At 68.1% G+C, this 19368-nt stretch carries 16 protein-coding genes; 3 read left to right on the top strand and 13 right to left on the bottom strand.

From position 1 onward, the window contains the following. Window positions 1-87: 87 nt before the first annotated feature. The 7 genes from FHW84_RS06535 to FHW84_RS06505 all read right to left on the bottom strand — a co-directional run bounded on the left by FHW84_RS06535 (window position 88) and on the right by FHW84_RS06505 (window position 8708). Window positions 88-1755, bottom strand: a complete 1668-nt coding sequence (locus tag FHW84_RS06535; RefSeq protein ID WP_167253578.1) for a Na/Pi cotransporter family protein — start codon at window positions 1753-1755, stop codon at window positions 88-90. A 101-nt stretch (window positions 1756-1856) separates the two neighbouring features. Then, a complete protein-coding gene (gene mgtA / locus FHW84_RS06530) occupies window positions 1857-4517 on the bottom strand; it encodes a magnesium-translocating P-type ATPase (protein ID WP_208399647.1) in 2661 nt (886 codons plus the stop codon). A 167-nt stretch (window positions 4518-4684) separates the two neighbouring features. Next, window positions 4685-4918, bottom strand: coding sequence for a hypothetical protein (locus FHW84_RS06525; RefSeq protein ID WP_167253576.1), 234 nt, complete (start codon window positions 4916-4918; stop codon window positions 4685-4687). A 379-nt stretch (window positions 4919-5297) separates the two neighbouring features. Further along, entirely contained in the window at window positions 5298-6206 is a 909-nt protein-coding gene (gene cyoE / locus FHW84_RS06520; RefSeq protein WP_167253574.1) for a heme o synthase, read from the bottom strand. Window positions 6207-6208: 2 nt separating this feature from the next. Next, window positions 6209-7369: a COX15/CtaA family protein gene (locus tag FHW84_RS06515; RefSeq protein WP_167253572.1), complete on the bottom strand. Its 1161-nt coding sequence runs from the start codon at window positions 7367-7369 to the stop codon at window positions 6209-6211. Beyond that, a complete protein-coding gene (locus FHW84_RS06510) occupies window positions 7369-7971 on the bottom strand; it encodes a hypothetical protein (protein WP_167253570.1) in 603 nt (200 codons plus the stop codon). Before FHW84_RS06510 ends, FHW84_RS06515 begins: the two co-directional genes overlap by 1 nt. After that, window positions 7968-8708: an SURF1 family protein gene (locus FHW84_RS06505; RefSeq protein ID WP_167253569.1), complete on the bottom strand. Its 741-nt coding sequence runs from the start codon at window positions 8706-8708 to the stop codon at window positions 7968-7970. The genes FHW84_RS06510 and FHW84_RS06505 overlap by 4 nt, the downstream gene beginning before the upstream one ends. A 59-nt stretch (window positions 8709-8767) precedes the next feature. On the opposite strand from FHW84_RS06505, the gene FHW84_RS06500 reads away from it, so the two are divergent. Then, on the top strand, window positions 8768-8983 hold the full coding sequence (locus tag FHW84_RS06500; protein WP_167253814.1) for a twin transmembrane helix small protein: 216 nt from the start codon (window positions 8768-8770) through the stop codon (window positions 8981-8983). 154 nt (window positions 8984-9137) lie between these two features. Here FHW84_RS06500 and FHW84_RS06495 read toward each other — a convergent pair whose 3' ends face one another. From FHW84_RS06495 to FHW84_RS06480, 5 genes are all read right to left on the bottom strand, one after another. Beyond that, window positions 9138-10025, bottom strand: a complete 888-nt coding sequence (locus FHW84_RS06495) for a cytochrome c oxidase subunit 3 (protein WP_167253567.1) — start codon at window positions 10023-10025, stop codon at window positions 9138-9140. 73 nt (window positions 10026-10098) lie between these two features. After that, complete coding sequence (locus FHW84_RS23365) at window positions 10099-10233, bottom strand: hypothetical protein (protein ID WP_279589675.1); 135 nt, start codon at window positions 10231-10233, stop codon at window positions 10099-10101. A 67-nt stretch (window positions 10234-10300) separates the two neighbouring features. After that, window positions 10301-11917, bottom strand: coding sequence for a cytochrome c oxidase subunit I (ctaD, locus tag FHW84_RS06490; protein ID WP_167253566.1), 1617 nt, complete (start codon window positions 11915-11917; stop codon window positions 10301-10303). A 54-nt stretch (window positions 11918-11971) separates the two neighbouring features. Further along, entirely contained in the window at window positions 11972-12916 is a 945-nt protein-coding gene (coxB, locus tag FHW84_RS06485) for a cytochrome c oxidase subunit II (RefSeq protein WP_167253563.1), read from the bottom strand. 20 nt (window positions 12917-12936) lie between these two features. Continuing rightward, window positions 12937-13422, bottom strand: a complete 486-nt coding sequence (locus tag FHW84_RS06480) for a DUF2244 domain-containing protein (RefSeq protein WP_208399646.1) — start codon at window positions 13420-13422, stop codon at window positions 12937-12939. Between the two features lie 372 nt (window positions 13423-13794). On the opposite strand from FHW84_RS06480, the gene putA reads away from it, so the two are divergent. Next, on the top strand, window positions 13795-16950 hold the full coding sequence (gene putA / locus FHW84_RS06475) for a bifunctional proline dehydrogenase/L-glutamate gamma-semialdehyde dehydrogenase PutA (protein WP_167253562.1): 3156 nt from the start codon (window positions 13795-13797) through the stop codon (window positions 16948-16950). Between the two features lie 193 nt (window positions 16951-17143). On the opposite strand, the gene FHW84_RS06470 is transcribed toward putA, so the two are convergent. Continuing rightward, window positions 17144-17959, bottom strand: a complete 816-nt coding sequence (locus tag FHW84_RS06470) for a phosphatase PAP2 family protein (RefSeq protein WP_167253559.1) — start codon at window positions 17957-17959, stop codon at window positions 17144-17146. 169 nt (window positions 17960-18128) lie between these two features. On the opposite strand from FHW84_RS06470, the gene FHW84_RS06465 reads away from it, so the two are divergent. Beyond that, complete coding sequence (locus FHW84_RS06465) at window positions 18129-19214, top strand: AraC family transcriptional regulator (protein WP_167253557.1); 1086 nt, start codon at window positions 18129-18131, stop codon at window positions 19212-19214. The last annotated feature ends 154 nt before the right edge of the window (window positions 19215-19368 follow it).

Here is a 19368-nt window from a genome sequence, read left to right as displayed (position 1 = left end):
TAGGTTGGGGTGAGCCACAGGCGAACCCCAACAGTGCGATGCGTCCGAATGTTGCGATGTTGGGGTTCGCCTATGGCTCACCCCAACCTACGCCCGCTCTCCCGACGGGAGAGGGGCTTTATCTCGCACCAGCCTGCCCTGCAGCAGCCCGGCGCGCTCCAGCGGCAGATACGCCAGCGCCGCCAGGTGCGAATGAATGCGCTTGAGATCGCGCAGGATGCGCAGGTACACATCGCCGCCGCCCCCACCGTCGCGGCGTTCGCGCAGCGCGCGGATATGCCGCTCGGAGGCTTCGTTCTCCAGGCGCCAGATCGCCTCCTTGCGCGACACCAGCTGCTGCGCCGCGCGCAGGTCGCCGCGCATGAACACCGCCAGCCCCAGGCGCAGGCTTTCCATCACCTGGCCGTGCATGGCGGCCAGGTCCTGGATGTCGTCGGCGCTGAAGTCCTGTCCGCGCTGGGCTTTCTTGGCGGCGAACTCCATCAGGTTGTTGGCGGTGATGTCGCCGATATGCTCGATATTGATCACGAAGGCGAGGATCTCCTGGCTGCGCTCGCCGTCTTCCTCGTTCAGCGCTTCACCGCCCAGGTCCGCCAGGTATTCGCGGATCGCCACGCCCAGGCGGTCCAGCCACGGGTCCATGCGGCCGATCGCGGCGGCGCGCACGCTGTCGTCCTTGCCGAACACTTCGACCAGGCCCTTGAGCATGCCCTCGACCATGTCGGCCATGCGCATGGACTCGCGCGCGGCATTGGCCAGCGCCACGTTGGCCGAATCCAGCGCGCCCTCGTCCAGGTACTGCGGCACGCCCGGATCGTCCGGCCGCGGCGGATCCGGCAGCATCCGCACCAGCAGCTGCGCCATGCGCTCCACCGGCAGGATGAACAGCACGGCCAGGCCGAGATTGAACGCCGTATGGAAGTTCACCGCGATGCGCGCCGGCGACGCGCCCAGCGGCGCCAGCCACGCGGCCAGCGGATGCAGCAGCGGCAGGCACAGCACGCAGCCGAACGCGCGCACCAGCAGATTGCCCAGCGGCAGCCGGCGCGCCACCGGCGTGTGCGCTTCCAGCAGGGCCGGCAGGGTGCCGCCCAGGTTGGCGCCCAGCACCAGGGCCAGCGCGCCCGGTCCGTCCACCACGCCGGCATTGGCCAGCGAGGCCACCAGCAGCACCATCGCCACGCTGGAATGGAACAGCCAGGTCATCAGCGCGGCCACCAGCACCGCCAGCACCGGCTCGCTGGCCAGGCTCTGCAGCACGGCGCGCAGCGCCTGCGCGTTCTCCACCGGCGCCAGCGACAGCACCAGCAGGTGCAGCGACAGCAGCATCAACCCTAAGCCGATGCACACGCGGCCGAGGTTTTCGTAGCGCGCGTCGTCGCTGCGCCGGTGGATGGTGAAACCCGCCAGCACCAGCACCGGCGCGATCAGCGAGATGTCGAACGACATCACCTGCACGATCAGCGTGGTGCCCACGTTGGCGCCGAGCATCACCGCCAGCCCCGGCGCCAGGCCGAGGAAGCCGCTGGCGGCGAACGACGTGGCCATCAGGCCGGCCGCGGTACTGCTCTGCAGCAGCGCGGTGATGCAGATGCCGAACGCGAACGCCGTGGGCCGGTGGCCGAGATAGCGGCCCAGCCAACGGCGCAGCGCGCTGCCGTAGCCGCGCAGCACGCCGCTGGTGACCATGTGCGTGCCCCACAGCAGCAGGGCGACGTAGCCGGCGATATCGAGCAGGGCGAAGGTGCCTTTCATGGCTTGGTCCTCCTTCGTCGGGGGATCAGGGAATGGGGATCGGGGAACGGGCAAAGCGGAGAACCGCGGCTCCCCGTTCCCCGATCCCTGTTCCCCTCACATCAGAGCCAGCGGCCGTAGCGCCGGATGTAAAGCAGCTTCACCAGCTGCGTCAGCACGCAATAGGTCAGCACCGTCAGCGCGATCCAGCCGAAGTACACCGGCGGCAGCGGCACCATGCCGATCTTCGCGCCCAGGCCGGTGTAGGGCACCAGCAGGCCGATCGCGATGATCGCCGTGGTCAGGCCCAGCACCGGCGCCGCGGCCACGCTCTGCAGGAACGGAATGCGCTTGGTGCGGATCATGTGCACGATCAGGGTCTGCGTCAGCAGGCTTTCCACGAACCAGCCGGACTGGAAGAACGACTGGTGCGCATCGCTGTTGGCGCCGAACACGTACCACAGCAGCAGGAAGGTCGTGATGTCGAAGATCGAGCTGACCGGCCCGATCCACACCATGAAGCGGCCGATATCGCTGGCGTCCCACTTGCGCGGCTTGCGCAGGTATTCGTCGTCCATGCGGTCGAACGGGATCGACAGCTGCGAGATGTCGTACAGCAGGTTCAGCACCAGGATCTGCAGCGGCAGCATCGGCAGGAACGGCAGGAACGCGCTCGCCACCAGCACCGAGAACATGTTGCCGAAGTTGGAGCTGGCGGTCATCTTGATGTACTTGATGATGTTGCCGAAGGTGATGCGTCCTTCGATCACGCCCTCCTCCAGCACCATCAGGTTCTTTTCCAGCAGGATGATGTCGGCCGACTCCTTGGCGATGTCGGTGGCGGTATCCACCGAGATGCCCACGTCCGCCTCGCGCAGCGCCGGCGCGTCGTTGATGCCGTCGCCGAGGAAGCCCACGGTGTGGCCCTGGCGCTGCAGCGACTTCACCACGCGCGCCTTCTGCAGCGGCGACATCTTGGCGAACACGGTGGTGCGCTTGACCAGCGCGTCGAGCTCCTCGTCGTTGAGCGGTTCGATGTGCTTGCCCTGCGCGGAGTGCTGCACGTCCAGGCCCACCTCGCGGCAGATCTTGCGCGTCACCGCCTCGTTGTCGCCCGTGATCACCTTCACTTCCACGCCGTGGGTATGCAGCGCGGCGATGGCGGTGGCGGCCGAATCCTTCGGCGGATCGAGGAAGGCCAGGCAGCCCACCGCGGTGAGGCCGGCTTCGTCGGCCACGCCATAGGCGCGGCCCGCCGGCGGCTGGTGCTTCACCGCCACCACCAGCACGCGCAGGCCGTCTTCGTTGAGGCCGCGGGTCATCGCCTTGATGTCCGCGCGCATCTCGTCGGTCACCGGCAGGATCTCGTCGCCAACCTTGGCATAGGCGCAGATCGACAGCATCTCTTCCACCGCGCCCTTGCACACCAGCAGCTCGTCGCCCTCGCCGTGGCGCACCACCACCGACATGCGGCGGCGCTGGAAGTCGAACGGGATCTCGTCGACGATGCGGTACTGCTGCGCCACCGTCTCCAGGTCGCGGTGCTCCAGCACCGCCTTGTCCATCAGGTTCTTCAGGCCGGTCTGGAAGCGGCTGTTGAGATAGCCGTATTCCAGCGCCTCGTCCGACTCCTCGCCGTACAGGTCGAGGTGGCGCTCCAGCACGATCTTGTCCAGGGTCAGCGTGCCGGTCTTGTCCGTGCACAGCACGTCCATCGCGCCGAAGTTCTGGATCGCGTTCAGGCGCTTCACCACCACCTTGCGCTTGGACATGGCCAGGGCGCCCTTGCCCAGGTTGGCGGTGACGATCAGCGGCAGCATTTCCGGGGTCAGGCCCACCGCGACCGACAGCGCGAACAGGAAGGCCTGCAGCCAGTCGTGCTTGTCCAGGCCGTTGATCAGGAAAACGATCGGCACCATCACCGCCATGAAGCGGATCAGCAGCCAGCTGACGCTGTTCACGCCGCGGTCGAAGCTGGTGCGCACGCGCTGGCCCACGATGGTGTGCGCGAGCGAACCCAGGTAGGTGCGCGAACCGGTCGCCACCACCACCGCGCTGGCGCTGCCGCTGACCACGTTGGTGCCCATGTAGCAGACGGTGGGCAGGTCCAGCGGGTTGTCGCCCTGTGTGGAAGCTTCGGTCACCTGCGCCGGCGTCGGCGCGGACTTCTCCACCGGCAGCGATTCGCCGGTGAGGATGGCCTGGCTGATGAACAGATCCTTGGCGCTGAACAGGCGCAGGTCCGCCGGCACCATGTCGCCCGCGGCCAGATGCACGATGTCGCCCGCCACCAGCTCGCCCACCGGCACTTCGATGCGCTCGCTGTGGCCGTCCTCGGCGCGCCGCGTGACGGTGGCGGTGTTGCGCACCATCGCCTTGAGCTTCTCGGCCGCCTTGGACGAGCGGAATTCCTGGGTGAAGCTCAGCAGTACGCTGATGCCCACCATCACCGCGATGATGATCGGCCCGGCCAGGTCGTCGCCGTCGGTCGCCAGCTGCACCACCGCCAGCACCAGCAGCACGATGATGAAGGGGTTCTTGAACGCGCGCAGCAGCTGGTGCGACCAGTGCGGCGGCTTCTCGTGCGAGACCTCGTTGATGCCGTCGCGGTCCAGCCGCTCGGCGATCTGCTCGGCGTCCAGGCCGGCCGCGCTGGTATCGAGCGCGGCGAACAGCGCCTCGTTGTGGCGGAACGCCTCGAGCGCGACCGCGACGCGCACGGGCGCACCGGCGCCCTTGCCGGACGCCTTGCCGGCGACGGTTTGGGTGGAATGCTTGATCATGACTCGCTTCCGGGAGATGCGTGGTAACAGGGCGAACCAGCGAGTCGGCGGACCTGAAGTCCGCGTGCACTGAATGCCCGCGCTAGGGCCGCTGCAGCGGCCAGCGCCCGCGGCCTGGCGGGGGCCAGCCTTTGCGGAGCACGGTGCGCTTCATGGCGTCAAAGCCCTCAGCGCTGAGATACCAGCTGAAGATGACCGAGTGCTTTCGGCGCGGTGCGGCGCGTGGCCGGACGGGCGCGGGCGGACTCAGGCTTGCTGTGCATGGCGACGGTGACCGGTTCACGCACGGCCACGGCCTGCGGCGCGGGCACGGTGACGGTCCAGGTGCGGCGAACGGCGCGGCGGCCCAGCAGGGAACGGCCCGCGGCGGGCAGACGGAAAAAATCGCGAAGGAGCTTCATAGCCCATCTCCTCGTTACGGCCTGGGGCGGCCGTCAGGAGTGGGCCGGTCTTCCCTAGTCGAGGAAAGCGCCGGCCGACCGCAGGCGGTCGCCGCAGATCATCAGCTTGTTATGCGACGCCGGCACCCGATGCTCGCGGATGTCGACGTTGCGACTAGGGTAAACGTCCATATGCCTTGGTTGGTCGGACAGGGATGCCGTCGGGCGCAGCGCGCCGGAGGGCGCGCGAATTGTCTTGCTGCGGTGCGGGAGTGTCAACCACAAATGGCTGAATCGCGAACGAAAGTTTTTGCGCGCCCGTAGGTTGGGGTGAGCCCCAGGCGAACCCCAACGTTGCGGTGCGTTGGGGTTCGCCTGGGGCTCACCCCAACCTACGCCGCTACGCCGCGCGTTGAAGTACGAAGCCCTGCCCCTGCTGCAGCAGCGGATCGACCAGCCAGTGGTCGGCCAGCAGGAAGGCGAACAGGGCCATGAGATACACGATGGAGTAGTTGAACACCTTCATCGCGAAGAACTCATCCGGCGGATTGAGCAGCCTTACCGCGTAATAGAGGAAGCCCGCGCCCAGCACCACCGCGCCGCCGAGATAGACCAGCCCGCTGTAGCCGGTCAGCGAAGGCAGCAAGGTCACCAGGAACAGCAGCACCGTGTAGAACAGCACGTGCCAGCGCGTGTACACCACGCCGTGCGTCACCGGCAGCATCGGCACCTGGGCGCGCGAATAGTCGTCGCGGCGGAAGATCGCCAGCGCCCAGAAATGCGGCGGCGTCCACACGAAGATGATCAGGCACAGCTGCAGCGCGAACGCATGCAGCTCGCCGGTGACCGCGGTCCAGCCCAGCACCGGCGGGATCGCGCCGGCCAGGCCGCCGATCACGATGTTCTGCGGCGTGGCGCGCTTCAGATACGCCGTGTACACCACCGCGTAGCCGATCAGCCCGCCGAAAGTGAGCAGCGCGGTGAGCGGATTGACCAGCAGCACCAGCACCAGCATCGACAGCACGCCCAGCGACAGCGCGAACACCGCCACCTGGCGCGGCGTGAGATGGCCGGTGGCCAGCGGGCGGTGCGCGGTGCGCGCCATCAGCTTGTCGATGCGCTGGTCGATCAGGTGATTGAACGCGGCGGCCGAGGCCGAGGCCAGCCAGATGCCCAGCGTGCCGAACACCAGCGCGCGCCACGGCGGGATGCCGGGCACCGCCAGGAACATGCCGATCACGGCGCAGAACACCAGCAGCGCGACGACGCGCGGCTTGGTCAGTTCCATGTATTCGTTGACGCGGCTCATGCTCAACCCAGCCCCTGAAAGATGCCATCGTCCTGCCGCCGCTGCGTGCGCGCCAGTGTCGCCAGCAGCACGAACAGCAGCAGCGCCGCCACGCCGTTGTGCAAGGTGGCCACCGGCAGCGGCAGGCCGAAGTGCACGTTGCTGATGCCCAGCAGCACCTGCGCCACCAGCACCACCGCGATGGCCAGGCCGTGCCCGCGCAGGCCGCGGCGGGTGGCGCGCAGCGCCAGCCAGGCCAGGTAGCAGAACACCACCAGGGCGCCGAGGCGATGGGCGATCTGGATCGCGCTGCGCGCGGCCATGTCCAGCACGCCGCCTTCGTAGTTCACGCCGACGCCGCGCCACAGCACGAAGCCCTGCGGGAAATCGGTCGGCGGCGCCCACTGGCCCAGGCACTTGGGGAAATCCGTGCCGCAGGCGAGCGCCGCGTAATTGGCGGAGGTCCAGCCGCCCAGCGCGATCTGCGCCAGCAGCAGCACGATACCGATCGCCACCAGCCGGCGCAGCGGCGCATAGCTGCCGTCGCGCGCGCCGACGCCGGCAAAGCGCAGCGCCGCATAGGCCAGCAGGGCGAAGGTGGTGATGCCGCCGAGCAGATGGCCCATTACCACGATGGGCTTCAGCAGCAGGGTCACCGTCCACATGCCCAGCATGGCCTGGAAGATGATGACGCCGAAGGCCAGCACGCTGATGCGCCATGCGCCGGGGCGATCCAGCGCCAGCGCCGCCAGCAGCGGCAGGCCGATGGCGAAGGCCGAGACGATCGAGGAGATGCTGTGCTCGCCGCGCATGTACATGGTGACGCCGACCGCGGCGAGGATCGCCGACACGATCACCGCATAGCGCGCCCACGGCCGCCGCCAGCTCGCGATCAGGGCCAGCGCGAACACCAGCATGCCCAGCGTGCCGGCCAGGAAGCGGTGCACCTGTTCGCGCCAGGCCTTGTGCGTTTCGAAGGGGCGGTCGGGGAAGGCCTGGTTGGCCTGCGCGATCTCGTGCTGGTGTTCCGGCCAGGTGGCCTTGCCGTAGCAGGTCGGCCAGTCCGGACAGGACAGGCCGGCATTGGACAGCCGCACGAAGGCGCCGAACATCACCACGCCGAAGGCGAACACGGCGGCCAGCAGTGCCAGGCCGCGCAGGATTTTCACGGAACGCGAGGACATCAGCGGATCACCTTCTGCAGGTCCTTGCGCAGGCCGGTCGGGTTGAAGCCTTCCGGATAGTGCGCCAGCGCGGTGCCATTGGATTCGACCAGCAGCGCGGCCACCCCGCCCGGCGTGGCGGCACGCCATTGCGCCAGCTTGCCGTCGGCGTCGCTGCCGAGCTGCCAGCGGAAATCGGCATTGGTATCGGGCTGCCACACGCCCTGCTCCACCTTGCCCACCGCCGGCGCCGCCGACAGCAGCAGCAGGCGCAGGCGCGGCGCATTGCGGTTCAAGGTGACGCGCGCGGCGGCGATCTTGTTGAGCGTTTCCACGCAGGCCGCGGCGCAGTCCGCCGCGGGCAGCGCGACCAGGGTGAGCTTCGGCTCGTCCGCGCGCCAGGCCCAGTCCTTGCCGTCCGGCAGCTGCACGCGCAGGGCTTCCTGCGCGAAGTTGCGCTGCGGGTTGATCGGCAGGCCGTTGCCCTTGCCGCTGGGCTGGTAGCCGCCGACGGTGAGCAGGCCCGCGGCGACGATCGGCGCGGCGAAGATCGCCATGATCAGCAGCAGTTTCAGGCGGCCGGCGCGCTGGGCGGGCGGCACGGGATGCTGGGTTTGGCTCATCGCAAGTCCCCTTGTCTGGCTTTGCGCTTGCGGTGCAGGAACAGGAACATCACCACCGCCACCACGGCGAAGGTGAACCACTGGAAGGCATAGGCACGATGGCGCGCCGGCGGCATCGAGCTGAAGTCGGGCGTGTGCTCGCGCATGTAGATCGAGGCCGGCTCCGCTTCCAGCGCGAGCACGCGCGGATAGAGGGTGGCGCCGAGATCCTTGGCGACCTGGGCGAGATCGACATAGATCGTGGTCTTCGGCCAATGCGCCTGGCCGGCCAGCGCATTGCCGCCCATCTCGAAACCCACGCCGGGCGGCGGCTGATAGAAGCCGCTGAGTTCGACTGTGCCGTCCGGCAGCGGCGGCAGCTGCGGCGCCTGGTCGGTGCCGTTGCCGGGCAGGAAGCCCAAATCCACCAGCAGCAGGCGCTCCTTGCCCTGCGGCCGCAGCGGCACGAACACTTCCACGCCGCCGCGCTGGTCGTGCTTGGGGTTATCCAGCAGATAGACGCGGTCGGCGAGGTATCGGCCGCTCACCCGCACGCGCGGAAACGCATCCGCCGGCGGCGCTTCGGCCACCGCGGCAAATTCGCGCACGGGCTCCTGCGCCGCTGCGGCATAGCGACGCAGAAGTGCTTCCTTCTCGTCGGCGCGATGCAGCTGCCACTGGCCCAGGTGTACGAAAAGCAGCACTCCGGCCACGGTCAGCACCACCGCCCACCAGCGCGGACGCCGCAGCAGGCTCATACGGAGCCGCCACGGGGCGAGGCTATACTGCGGATGTCATCGTGCTTCGGGCCAATCACGTGGAAACCATCTACAAATATGCGCTGGTGATCCTGCTGCTGGTGGTGCTGTTCAACCTCGGCCAGGCGCTGTTCTTCATGATGACCGACAAGGACGGCAGCAAGCGCACGGTGTGGGCGTTGACCCGCCGTATCGGACTCTCGGTGCTGCTCATCCTGATGGTGGTGCTGGGCATCTGGATGGGCTGGCTGCATCCGCACGGCGTAGGTCGCTGAATTAAAGAAGCAATTGTAGCGGCCCGCCGGGGACCGCGCCGCTCCCGCGACATTCCGGCCAGGCCCCTTCCCGGACCAAACCCGGCCCAAAGAAAAAGCCCGCCTTCCGGCGGGCTTTTTCGTTTCCGGGCGCGGCGGCCTCGGAGACGAGCCATCAAAGAATGTAGACGAACATGAACAGGCCGAGCCACACCACGTCCACGAAGTGCCAGTACCAGGCCACGGCTTCGAAGCCGAAGTGGTGGTCCTTGCTGAAATGGCCCTTGGCGCAGCGGAAGAAGATGATCGCCAGCATGATCGTGCCCAGGGTCACGTGCATGCCGTGGAAGCCGGTGAGCATGAAGAAGGTCGAACCGTACACGCCGCTCTGCAGCGTCAGGTTGAGCTCCTTGTAGGCCTCCATGTACTCGTGCGCCTGGAAGTACAGGAAGGTGGCGCCGAGCAGCACGGTCAGGCCCAGGAACACCAGCAGCTTGCCGCGGTGGCCGGCCTTCAGCGCATGGTGCGCGATGGTGACGGTGATGCTGGAGGTGAGCAGGATCAGCGTGTTCAGCAGCGGCAGGCCCCACGGCGCCACCGTCTGGAAGTCGCCGCCGATGCGCGCCGGACCGCCGCCGCCATTGGCGCCCCACGCGGCCGCGTAGTCGCTCCACAGGAACTGGTGGGTCAGCACGCCGTGGCCGTCGCCGCCCAGCCACGGCACCGAGAACATGCGGGCATAGAACAGCGCGCCGAAGAAGGCGCCGAAGAACATCACTTCGGAGAAGATGAACCACATCATGCCCATGCGGAACGAGGTGTCCACCTGGGCGTTGTAGCTGCCGGCCAGCGATTCGCGGATCACCGAGCGGAACCAGCCGAAGAACATGGCCAGGATGCCGACGAAGCCAACCGTCAGCAGCGTCTTGCCGAAGCTGGCCTCGCCGGGTTGCGCGTTCAGCCAGTGCGCGGCACCGAGCACGGTGACGAACATGACGACCGCGGCCACGATCGGCCACGAGCTCTTGGACGGTACGAAATAAGCGCCTTGCTGCTGACCCATGGTGAGGTTCCCGTGGATTTCTTCGTTTACTTCCACCCGCCGGACTGCACGGGGTTGCGAAACCGGTACCGCGTTACTTCGAGATCCACAGCATCTGCAGGATCGAGAACAGGAAGACCGCCACCGCGATCGCCGCGACCGCGTAAGCGGTGCGCCTGGCGCGCTTGAGCCGCGCCGCCTGTTCGGTTTCCGTCAGTTGCTGGTTCATCGGAACGCCGTCTTTCATCGAATGTTGCCGGCGCCCGCCACGCTGCCGCGGCAGGCGCCTTTCATCGTCAGTCTTCCACGTGGCCGTGGGCGAGCTCTTCGTCGTGGATCACCGGCGGCAGCTCGAAGGTGTGGTACGGCGCCGGCGACGGCACGGTCCACTCCAGGCCCTTGGCGCCTTCCCACACGCGGTCGGTGGCCTTCTTCCTGGAGAACCACACGGCATGCACGATCACGCCCAGGAAGATCAGCTGCGAGGCGCCGAACAGGAAACCGCCGATCGAGCTGATCATGTTGAAGTTGGCGAACGCGACGTTGTAGTCCGGGATGCGGCGCGGCATGCCGGCCAGGCCCAGGAAGTGCTGCGGGAAGAACAGCACGTTCACCCAGATCACGCTGTTCCAGAAGTGCACCTTGCCCCAGAACTCGCTGTACATGTGGCCGGTCCACTTCGGCAGCCAGTAGTACGTCGCCGCGATGATGGCGAAGATCGCGCCGGTCACCAGCACGTAGTGGAAGTGCGCCACCACGAAGTAGGAGTCGTGGTACTGGAAGTCGGCTGGCACCAGGGCCAGCATCAGGCCGGAGAAGCCGCCGATGGTGAACAGGATCACGAAGGCGACCGCGAACAGCATCGGGGTCTCGAAGGTCATCGAGCCGCCCCACATGGTGCTGACCCAGTTGAACACCTTCACGCCGGTGGGCACCGCGATCAGCATCGTGGCGTACATGAAGAAGATCTCGGCGCCCAGCGGCAGGCCGACCGCGAACATGTGGTGCGCCCACACGATGAACGACAGGAAGGCGATCGAGGCGATCGCGAACACCATCGCCTTGTAGCCGAAGATCGGCTTGCGCGAGAAGGTCGGGATGATTTCCGAGATGATCCCGAACGCCGGCAGGATCATGATGTAGACCTCGGGGTGCCCGAAGAACCAGAAGATGTGCTGGAACAGCACCGGGTCGCCGCCGCCGCCGGCATTGAAGAAGCTGGTGCCGAAGTACTTGTCGGTGAGCAGCATGGTCACCGCGCCGGCCAGCACCGGCATCACCGCGATCAGCAGGAACGCCGTGATCAGCCAGCTCCACACGAACACCGGCATCTTCAGCAGGTCCATGCCCGGGGCGCGCATGTTGAGGATGGTCGCGATGATGTTGATCGCGCCCATGATCGAGCTGATGCCCATCAGGTGGACGGCGAACACCACGTAGGCCAGCGAGTCGGTCTGCAGCGACAGCGGCGGGTACAGGGTCCAGCCGCCGGCCGGGCCGCCGCCCGCCATGAACAGGGTGGACAGCAGCAGCGCGAAGGCGAACGGCAGGATCCAGAACGACAGGTTGTTCATGCGCGGCAGCGCCATGTCCGGCGCACCGATCATCAGCGGGATCATCCAGTTGCCGAGGCCCACGAAGGCCGGCATCACCGCGCCGAAGATCATGACCAGCGCATGCATCGTGGTCATTTCATTGAAGAAGTACGGCTGCACCAGCTGCATGCCGGGCTTGAACAGCTCGGCGCGGATCACCATCGCGAAGCTGCCGCCGATGAAGAACATCAGCAGCGAGAACACGAGGTACAGCGTGCCGATGTCCTTGTGGTTGGTGGACATGCACCAGCGCACGAAGAAGTTCTTCGGCGCGCCGTGATGGTCGTCGTGGTGATCGTGGGTGGCTGCGTGGGCCATGGCCTTGCACCTCTACCTAAACGGAATTCTGTGGGACGGCGTGTGGCCGAAGGATCAACCCTGGTGGCTGTTCGCCGGAGCGGCCGCCTGCGCGGTGCTCGGCGCGGCGGCGCTGGAAGCCGGAGCCGGAGCGGCCGGCTGCGCGGCAGGCTGCGGCTGCGCCGCCTGCTGCTTCTGCGCCAGCCACTGCTCGAACTCGGCCTTGGGCACGGCCTTCACCACGATCGGCATGAAGCCGTGGTCCTGGCCGCACAGCTCGGCGCACTGGCCGCGGTACACGCCCGGTTCCTTGATGTTGGTCCAGGCCGCGTTGACGATTCCGGGGATGGCGTCGATCTTCCAGCCCAGCGCCGGCACCCACCAGGAGTGGATCACGTCGCCGGCGGTGATCACGAAGCGGATCTTGGTGCCGACCGGCACCACCAGCGGCTCGTCCACGTTGATGAGATAGGTGTTGTAGCCGTCCACCTTGACCGCGTTCGGGTCCAGGCCGGACTTCAGCTGGCGGGTCTCGTCGCTCTCGCGGTCCAGCTTGGACATGAAGCCGACCTTCTCGACCGGCTTGCCCTGGTAGTCGACGTAGTCGTAGCGCCACTTCCACTGGTAACCGGTGATCTTCACGGTCATCTGCGAGCCGGTGGTGTCGGCGAAGGTCTTCAGGCCGCCGGTGGCCAGGTAGGCCAGCACGATCAGGATCAGCACCGGGATGGTGGTCCAGACCACTTCCAGCGTGGTGTTGTGCGACCACTTCTCGGCCACCGCGCCGCGCGATTTGCGGAAGCGGAACATCGCCACGAACATCGCGCCGAACACCACGATGCCGATGACGACGCAGACACCCAGGGCGACGTTATTGAGGAAGTAAGGCTCGGAGGACCATTCGGTCACGCCGCGCGTCATGTTCAGCTGACCGGGTTCCGGGTTGGACCACGCCGCGCCAGCAAACAGCGCGCAGATCGTTGCCACCCATGCCTTGATCCTGATGCCGCCAGATGTCATGTCTTGCACCCTTGTTGAACCTACCTGCGCGGCTGGGGATGAAGGTCCGCCAGCAGCACCATGAGTTTCCTCGACAGCTCGGCGCGCTCCTCGTCGGTGAGGAATGCCCCGATCTCCAGCTCGCGCCCGTGCGACGTCAGCAGCAGACGATGGCGTCCCGCCCCCTCCCCCAGCCGCACGCGCACCCAGTAGGACTGGAAGCGCGCACTGCGCCGGCCCGGCAGGGATTGCACCTCCAGCGACGTGGCGTCGAGGGTGATGCGCTCGCTGCGGTCGCCGGCCCGCCAGGCTACGCCCAGGGCGAGAGCCACCGCGGAGGATTCGACCAGCGCGAACAGCGGAGCGAATACGTTGCCCTGCCATGCGCCGAGTCCGGCCGTCGTCAGCGCCAAAGCCGCCAGTACCCCAATCCATCGACGCAGATCGCGCCGGCTGAGGGCGCGATTAGGCTTGAGCCAAATCGTCGCGCACGGCAGGCCGGCGGCAGCTGGTCGAAGCACGATCATGGAATAACCGGCGTGCCTGGAACCCGCGAATCATAGGCCGCGGCGTCCGCACGGGCAAGAATGACGCAGGGGCTTGACGCGGGCTTCGCGATGCGGTGCGCCGAATTGAAGCCCTTCTCCCAGTGGGAGAGGGGTTGGGGTGAGGGTGCGGGCGGAGCGCAAGAGTGATGTGCTTCGCTCCGGCCGGACCCTCATCCGGCTGCCTCCACCTTCCTCGCTCCTCAAAGCCGGGCACATCCCTGTGCCCTCCCCGCGTGCTCCCGGAGGGAGAAGGGTTCGCCCTTGAAGCTTGAGGGCGTACGGATGCGTCCGTTCCCTTCCACCACGTACAATTGCGGAATTCCCTGCGCTTCCCCGGCCCATCGACCTCCCGTGATCCAGCCCATCCTCAGCCCCGAACTCCCGACCGGCGCGGAACCGGCCCGCGCGCGCATCACCGCCGCCTGGCTGCGCGACGAGACCGAAGCGGTCAACGACCTGCTCGTGCAGGCCAGCCTGCCGCCCACCGAGCGCGAAAAAGTCATCGACCTCGCCGCCGACCTGGTCACCCGTGTGCGCGCCCGCGCCAAGGACCAGAGCGCGGTCGAATCCTTCATGCGCCAGTACGACCTCTCCAGCGAGGAAGGCGTGCTGCTGATGTGCGTGGCCGAGGCCCTGCTGCGCATCCCCGACAAGGCCACCGCCGACAAGCTGATCCGCGACAAGCTGGGCGACGCCAACTGGAAGAAGCACCTGGGCCAGAGCGAGTCGCTGTTCGTCAACGCCTCCACCTGGGGCCTGATGCTCACCGGCAAGCTGGTCAACCTGGCCGAGGACACCCGCCACGACTTCACCGGCGCCCTGCGCCGCCTGGTCGGCCGCGCGGGCGAGCCGGCGATCCGCCTGGCCGTGCGCCAGGCCATGCGCATCATGGGCCACCAGTTCGTGATGGGCCGCACCATCAACGAGGCGCTGGACCGCTGCGCGCAGAAGGAATACGCGGTCTACCGCTATTCCTACGACATGCTCGGCGAATCGGCGCTCACCAGCGAGACCGCCGAGCGCTATCAGCAGGACTACCGCAACGCCATCGCCGCCATCGGCGCGCGCGGCCCGTTTGCCAACCACACCGACGCGCCGTCGATCTCGGTCAAGCTCTCGGCCCTGCATCCGCGCTACGAAGTGGCCAAGCGCGAGCTGGCCCGCCGCGACCTCACCGCCAAGCTGCTGGAACTCTCCCAGCTGGCCATGAAGCACGGCATCGCGCTGTCGGTGGACGCGGAAGAAGCCGACCGCCTGGAACTGTCGCTGGACATCCTCGGCGACGTCTTCGCGCATCCCTCGCTGGCCGGCTGGAACGGTCTCGGCATCGTGGTGCAGGCCTACTCCAAGCGCACCCCGTTCGTGATCGACTGGCTGATCGAGACCGCCCGCGGCTCCGGCCGCCGCTGGTACGTGCGCCTGGTCAAGGGCGCCTACTGGGACGCCGAGGTGAAGCGCGCGCAGGAGAACGGCCTGCCGGGCTATCCGGTGTATACGCGCAAGCCCAATACGGACGTGTCGTACCTGGCCTGCGCGCGCAAGCTGTTCGATGCCGGCGTGGAACTGATCTATCCGCAGTTCGCCACGCACAACGCGCACAGCATCGCCGCCATCCATCACCTGTCCAAGGGCCGCCCGTACGAGTACCAGCGCCTGCACGGCATGGGTACCGATCTGTATGCCGAAGTGATCGGTGCACAGAACCTCAACGTGCCCTGCCGCGTCTACGCGCCGGTCGGCACCCACGAGGACCTGCTGCCCTACCTGGTGCGCCGCCTGCTGGAGAACGGCGCCAACACCAGCTTCGTCAACCGCGTGGTGGACGAAAGCCTGCCGGTGCGCGAGCTGGTGGCCGATCCCTGCGAAACGGTGCGCTCGTTCGCATCCATTCCCCACCCGCGCATTCCGCTGCCGGTGAATCTTTACGGTGAACTTCGGAAGAATTCCATGGGCGTCAATTTCTCCAACGACAACGAACTGAAGGCCCTGGCCGAGACGGTCAACGCCAAGTCGGGCCCGTGGACCGCCGCGCCGCTGGTCCCGGGCGCCACCAGCGCCGGCCCCACCGTGCAGGTGACCAATCCCGCCGACCGCCGCCAGGTGGTGGGCAGCTACGTCAGCGCCGACAGCGCCACGGTGGAGAAGGCCCTGGCCAACGCCGTCGCCGCGCAGCACGGCTGGGACCGCCTGCCGGCCGCCAGCCGCGCCGCCATCCTGGAGCACGCCGCCGAGCAGCTCGAGGCGCGCCGCGGCGAGTTCATCGCCCTGTGCGTGCGCGAAGCCGGCAAGGGCCTGCCCGACGCCATCGCCGAAATCCGCGAGGCGGCCGACTTCCTGCGCTACTACGCCACCATGGCGCGCCGCTACTTCGGCCAGCCCGAGCAGCTGCCCGGCCCCACCGGCGAGAGCAACCAGCTGTTCTTGAACGGCCGTGGCGTGTTCGTCTGCATCAGCCCGTGGAACTTCCCGCTGGCCATCTTCCTGGGCCAGGTCGCCGCCGCGCTCGCCGCCGGCAACAGCGTGATCGCCAAGCCCGCCGAGCAGACCAGCCTGATCGGCCATGCCGCCGTGCAGCTGCTGCACGAAGCCGGCGTGCCGGCCGACGTGCTGCAGTACCTGCCGGGCGACGGCGCCACCGTCGGCGCCGCGCTCACCCGCGACCCGCGCGTGGCCGGCGTGGCCTTCACCGGCTCCACCGAAACCGCCTGGGCGATCAACCGCGCCCTGGCCGCGCGCAACGCGCCGATCGCCGCGCTGATCGCCGAGACCGGCGGCCAGAACGCGATGATCGCCGACTCCTCCGCCCTGCCCGAGCAGATCGTCAAGGACGCCATCTCCTCCGCCTTCCAGTCTGCCGGCCAGCGCTGCTCCGCCGCGCGCGTGCTGTACGTGCAGGAAGACATCGCCGACAAGGTCTGCGCCATGCTGGCCGGCGCCATGGCCGAGCTGAAGGTGGGCGACCCCTCGCAGCTGTCCACCGACGTGGGCCCGGTGATCGACGAGGACGCGAAGAAGATCCTGGTCGACCACGCCGCGCGCATGGACAAGGAAGCGAAGAAGATCGGCGAAGTCGCGCTCGACCCCGCCGCCACCGCCAACGGCACCTTCTTCGCCCCGCGCGCCTATGAAATCCCCGGCCTGGCCACGCTCACCCGCGAAATCTTCGGCCCCGTGCTGCACGTGATCCGCTGGAAGGGCAGCGAGCTGGACAAGGTGGTCGACCAGATCAACGCCACCGGCTACGGCCTCACCCTGGGCATCCACAGCCGCATCGACGACACCGTGGAATTCATCCAGAGCCGCGCCCGCGTCGGCAACTGCTACGTCAACCGCAACCAGATCGGCGCGGTGGTCGGCGTGCAGCCCTTCGGCGGCGAAGGCCTGTCCGGCACCGGCCCGAAGGCCGGCGGCCCGCACTACCTGTTCCGCTTCGCGGGCGAGCGCACGCTCACCATCAACACCACGGCGGCGGGCGGCAATGCGTCGCTGCTGACGATCGGCGAGTAAGCCCGCACGTCTTGCCACCACCTGGCCCCCTCTCCCCTCCGGGGAGAGGGTTGGGGTGAGGGGCCGGCCGAAGCGTAGAAGCGGGAGCAGAAAGCGAGCGACGCCCTGTCGATCCCTTTCCGCGAGCCCCGCCCCTCATCCGGCTGCCGCCACCTTCTCCCCGACGGGGAGAAGGGATTCACCATGAGCGCTGCTAGTACGGCGCCTGCTCGATCAACGCATGCTCCGCCGCGCACTGCCCGCCGTCCACCGGCGTGCCCGCCGCGCGCAACGCCGCCAGTTCTTCCCGCGCCGCCGCCATATCCGCCTGGAACGCCGGCTCCGCATGCAGCCGCGCCACGATCGCCGAGCCATTGATCTGGCCGGCCTGGATCGCGCTCAAGTTATGCGCCCCGCACACCACGCGGCTGTCCGCGAAGGAGCGGGCGCGCAGCAGCACGTCGTTGGCGCGGTCCGGCGCCAGCTCGGTGAGGATCAGGCCCACCGTCCAGCCCCAGGTGGCATGCCCGGACGGATAGTCGAAGCTGCGGCGCAGGCGGTCCTTTGATTGGCAGACGGCGCCCTCGTCGATCAGGAACGGGCGCTGGCGCTGGTTGGCTTGCTTGGCCGGATCGGTGACGCGGACGCCATCCTCGTCCACCCGCTTGAGCAGGGCCGCCAGGCGCGGCAGGCGCGCGGGATCCATCGTCACGCCCATCGCGCAGCTGAAGTCGCGCAGCATGTCGGGCACTTCGAGGTTGACGTCGCTGGTGGCCAGCGCCCAGCGCGGCGTGCCTTCCAGCTTGCGGGTGTCGCGGAATACCTGGCGGTCCGCCTCGTAGCGCGCGGAGCCGGCTTTCGGCGCGGCGGGCAGCACCTCGGCCATGTGCAGGGCGGCAGGGTCGGCGAGATAGCCCTTTGCTGCTTGCGCGGCAGGCATGGGGGTCTTCGCGGCGGGCGCGGCGCAACCGGCCAGCGCGGCGGCGAACAGCCACGCGGCGTGGCGGGCATGGAAGTGGGACGGGCGCATGCTCGGCTCCGGCAGGGGCAAGCGCCCATCACACAGCGGTTCTTGTCCCATCACAATAGGCAGGCGGGCCAAAGGTTTGTGCATCGCGCAAGCACCGGCCTGCCGTGCGTGCTATAGAAACGCCTTCCGCGCCGGCCGCCGCCGGCAACCGTGGGGAGCACGAGGCACGATGGCACGTCCCGCCACCCTGGCCGGCCTGGCGCCGTCCGCGGCGCATCCGCTGCTGGCGGACGACCCGCGCTACACGGCCGCCGAGTTCCCGCCGAACAAGCTGCTTTACCTGGCGCAGATGGCCGACGCCCTGGGCGTGGACAGCCGTCCCTGGTTCGCCGGCCTGGCGCTCAGCCGCACCCAGATCGCCGACCCCGCGCTGCGCGTTTCCTACCGCCAGGCCAGCCTGTTCGCGCGGCGCGCGCTGCAGGCGCTGGACGTGCCCGACGCCGGCCTGCGCATCGGCCGCGAAGGCACCATCGGCGGCTTCGGCCTGCTCGGCCTGGCCATGATGACCTCGCGCACGCTGGGCGACGCCATGCTCGCCGGCATCGCCCACCACAAGATCTGCGGCTGCCTGCTGGAACTCAACTTCGAGCAGCTCAGCGAGCGCGAAGTGGCGCTGGTGGCGTGGCCGCGCTTCGGCGACACCGAATTGCTGCCGTTCTTCTGCGAGGAACTGTTCGCCAGCTGCCTGATGATTGCGCGCGAACTGGTCGGCCCCGAGCTGCGCCCGGTGCGCGCGGAGTTCGGCTATCCGCGCCCGGCGTACGCGCGCGCCTACGAAGAACTGTTCGAATGCGAAGTGCGCTTCGGCACGCCGCAATGCCGCCTGCTGATCGGCACGCCGTGGTTGGCGCGCCCGCTGCCCGGCCACAATCCGCTCACCGCGAAGCAGGCGCTCGCGCTGTGCGCGCAGCAGCTGACGCCCGATGGCGGCGAGCCGCACCAGGAGATCGTCGCCGCGGTGGAACGCCTGCTGCGCAGCCGCCTGCGCCAGCAGCCGCGCCTGCTGGACGTGGCGCGCACGCTCAACCTCAGCGAACGCTCGCTGCGCCGCAAGCTGGCCGAGAGCGGCCGCATCTTCCGCGAGATCCACGACCGCGTGCGCGCCGAACGCGCACTGGAACTGCTGCGCGCCGGCCAGTTGAGCGTGGCGGAGATCGGTTCGGAAATCGGCTTCAGCGACCCGCGCGAATTCAGGCGTGCGTTTAAACGCTGGACCGGCATGCCGCCGCAGAACGCACGCCACGCCGGCGACTGAGCTGCGCGGGGGGCAAGCCGGACAAGTGCGGGGGGCAATGCAGCCGACCTGCCCGGTTTTCACGCAATCTTGCTTGTGGCGTGCCGCCGCAAGGCGTCTGCTCCGTCGATCGGGCCAGGGGAGCATGGCCCGTACCGGTGAACCACCGGGCATT

The organism is Dyella sp. SG562 (assembly GCF_011759495.1).
GTDB classification, from domain to species: domain Bacteria; phylum Pseudomonadota; class Gammaproteobacteria; order Xanthomonadales; family Rhodanobacteraceae; genus Dyella_D; species Dyella_D marensis.
This window is presented reverse-complemented; position numbering and strand designations above follow the sequence as displayed.

Excerpts from the sequence above, each read along its gene's own strand:
- FHW84_RS06535 (WP_167253578.1), bottom strand. The coding sequence starts at position 1,755 with ATGAAAGGCACCTTCGCCCTGCTCGATATCGCCGGCTACGTCGCCCTG.
- mgtA (WP_208399647.1), bottom strand. The coding sequence starts at position 4,517 with ATGATCAAGCATTCCACCCAAACCGTCGCCGGCAAGGCGTCCGGCAAG.
- FHW84_RS06525 (WP_167253576.1), bottom strand. The coding sequence starts at position 4,918 with ATGAAGCTCCTTCGCGATTTTTTCCGTCTGCCCGCCGCGGGCCGTTCC.
- cyoE (WP_167253574.1), bottom strand. The coding sequence starts at position 6,206 with ATGAGCCGCGTCAACGAATACATGGAACTGACCAAGCCGCGCGTCGTC.
- FHW84_RS06515 (WP_167253572.1), bottom strand. The coding sequence starts at position 7,369 with ATGTCCTCGCGTTCCGTGAAAATCCTGCGCGGCCTGGCACTGCTGGCC.
- FHW84_RS06510 (WP_167253570.1), bottom strand. The coding sequence starts at position 7,971 with ATGAGCCAAACCCAGCATCCCGTGCCGCCCGCCCAGCGCGCCGGCCGC.
- FHW84_RS06505 (WP_167253569.1), bottom strand. The coding sequence starts at position 8,708 with ATGAGCCTGCTGCGGCGTCCGCGCTGGTGGGCGGTGGTGCTGACCGTG.
- FHW84_RS06495 (WP_167253567.1), bottom strand. The coding sequence starts at position 10,025 with ATGGGTCAGCAGCAAGGCGCTTATTTCGTACCGTCCAAGAGCTCGTGG.
- FHW84_RS23365 (WP_279589675.1), bottom strand. The coding sequence starts at position 10,233 with ATGAACCAGCAACTGACGGAAACCGAACAGGCGGCGCGGCTCAAGCGC.
- ctaD (WP_167253566.1), bottom strand. The coding sequence starts at position 11,917 with ATGGCCCACGCAGCCACCCACGATCACCACGACGACCATCACGGCGCG.
- coxB (WP_167253563.1), bottom strand. The coding sequence starts at position 12,916 with ATGACATCTGGCGGCATCAGGATCAAGGCATGGGTGGCAACGATCTGC.
- FHW84_RS06480 (WP_208399646.1), bottom strand. The coding sequence starts at position 13,422 with ATGATCGTGCTTCGACCAGCTGCCGCCGGCCTGCCGTGCGCGACGATT.
- FHW84_RS06470 (WP_167253559.1), bottom strand. The coding sequence starts at position 17,959 with ATGCGCCCGTCCCACTTCCATGCCCGCCACGCCGCGTGGCTGTTCGCC.
- FHW84_RS06465 (WP_167253557.1), top strand. The coding sequence starts at position 18,129 with ATGGCACGTCCCGCCACCCTGGCCGGCCTGGCGCCGTCCGCGGCGCAT.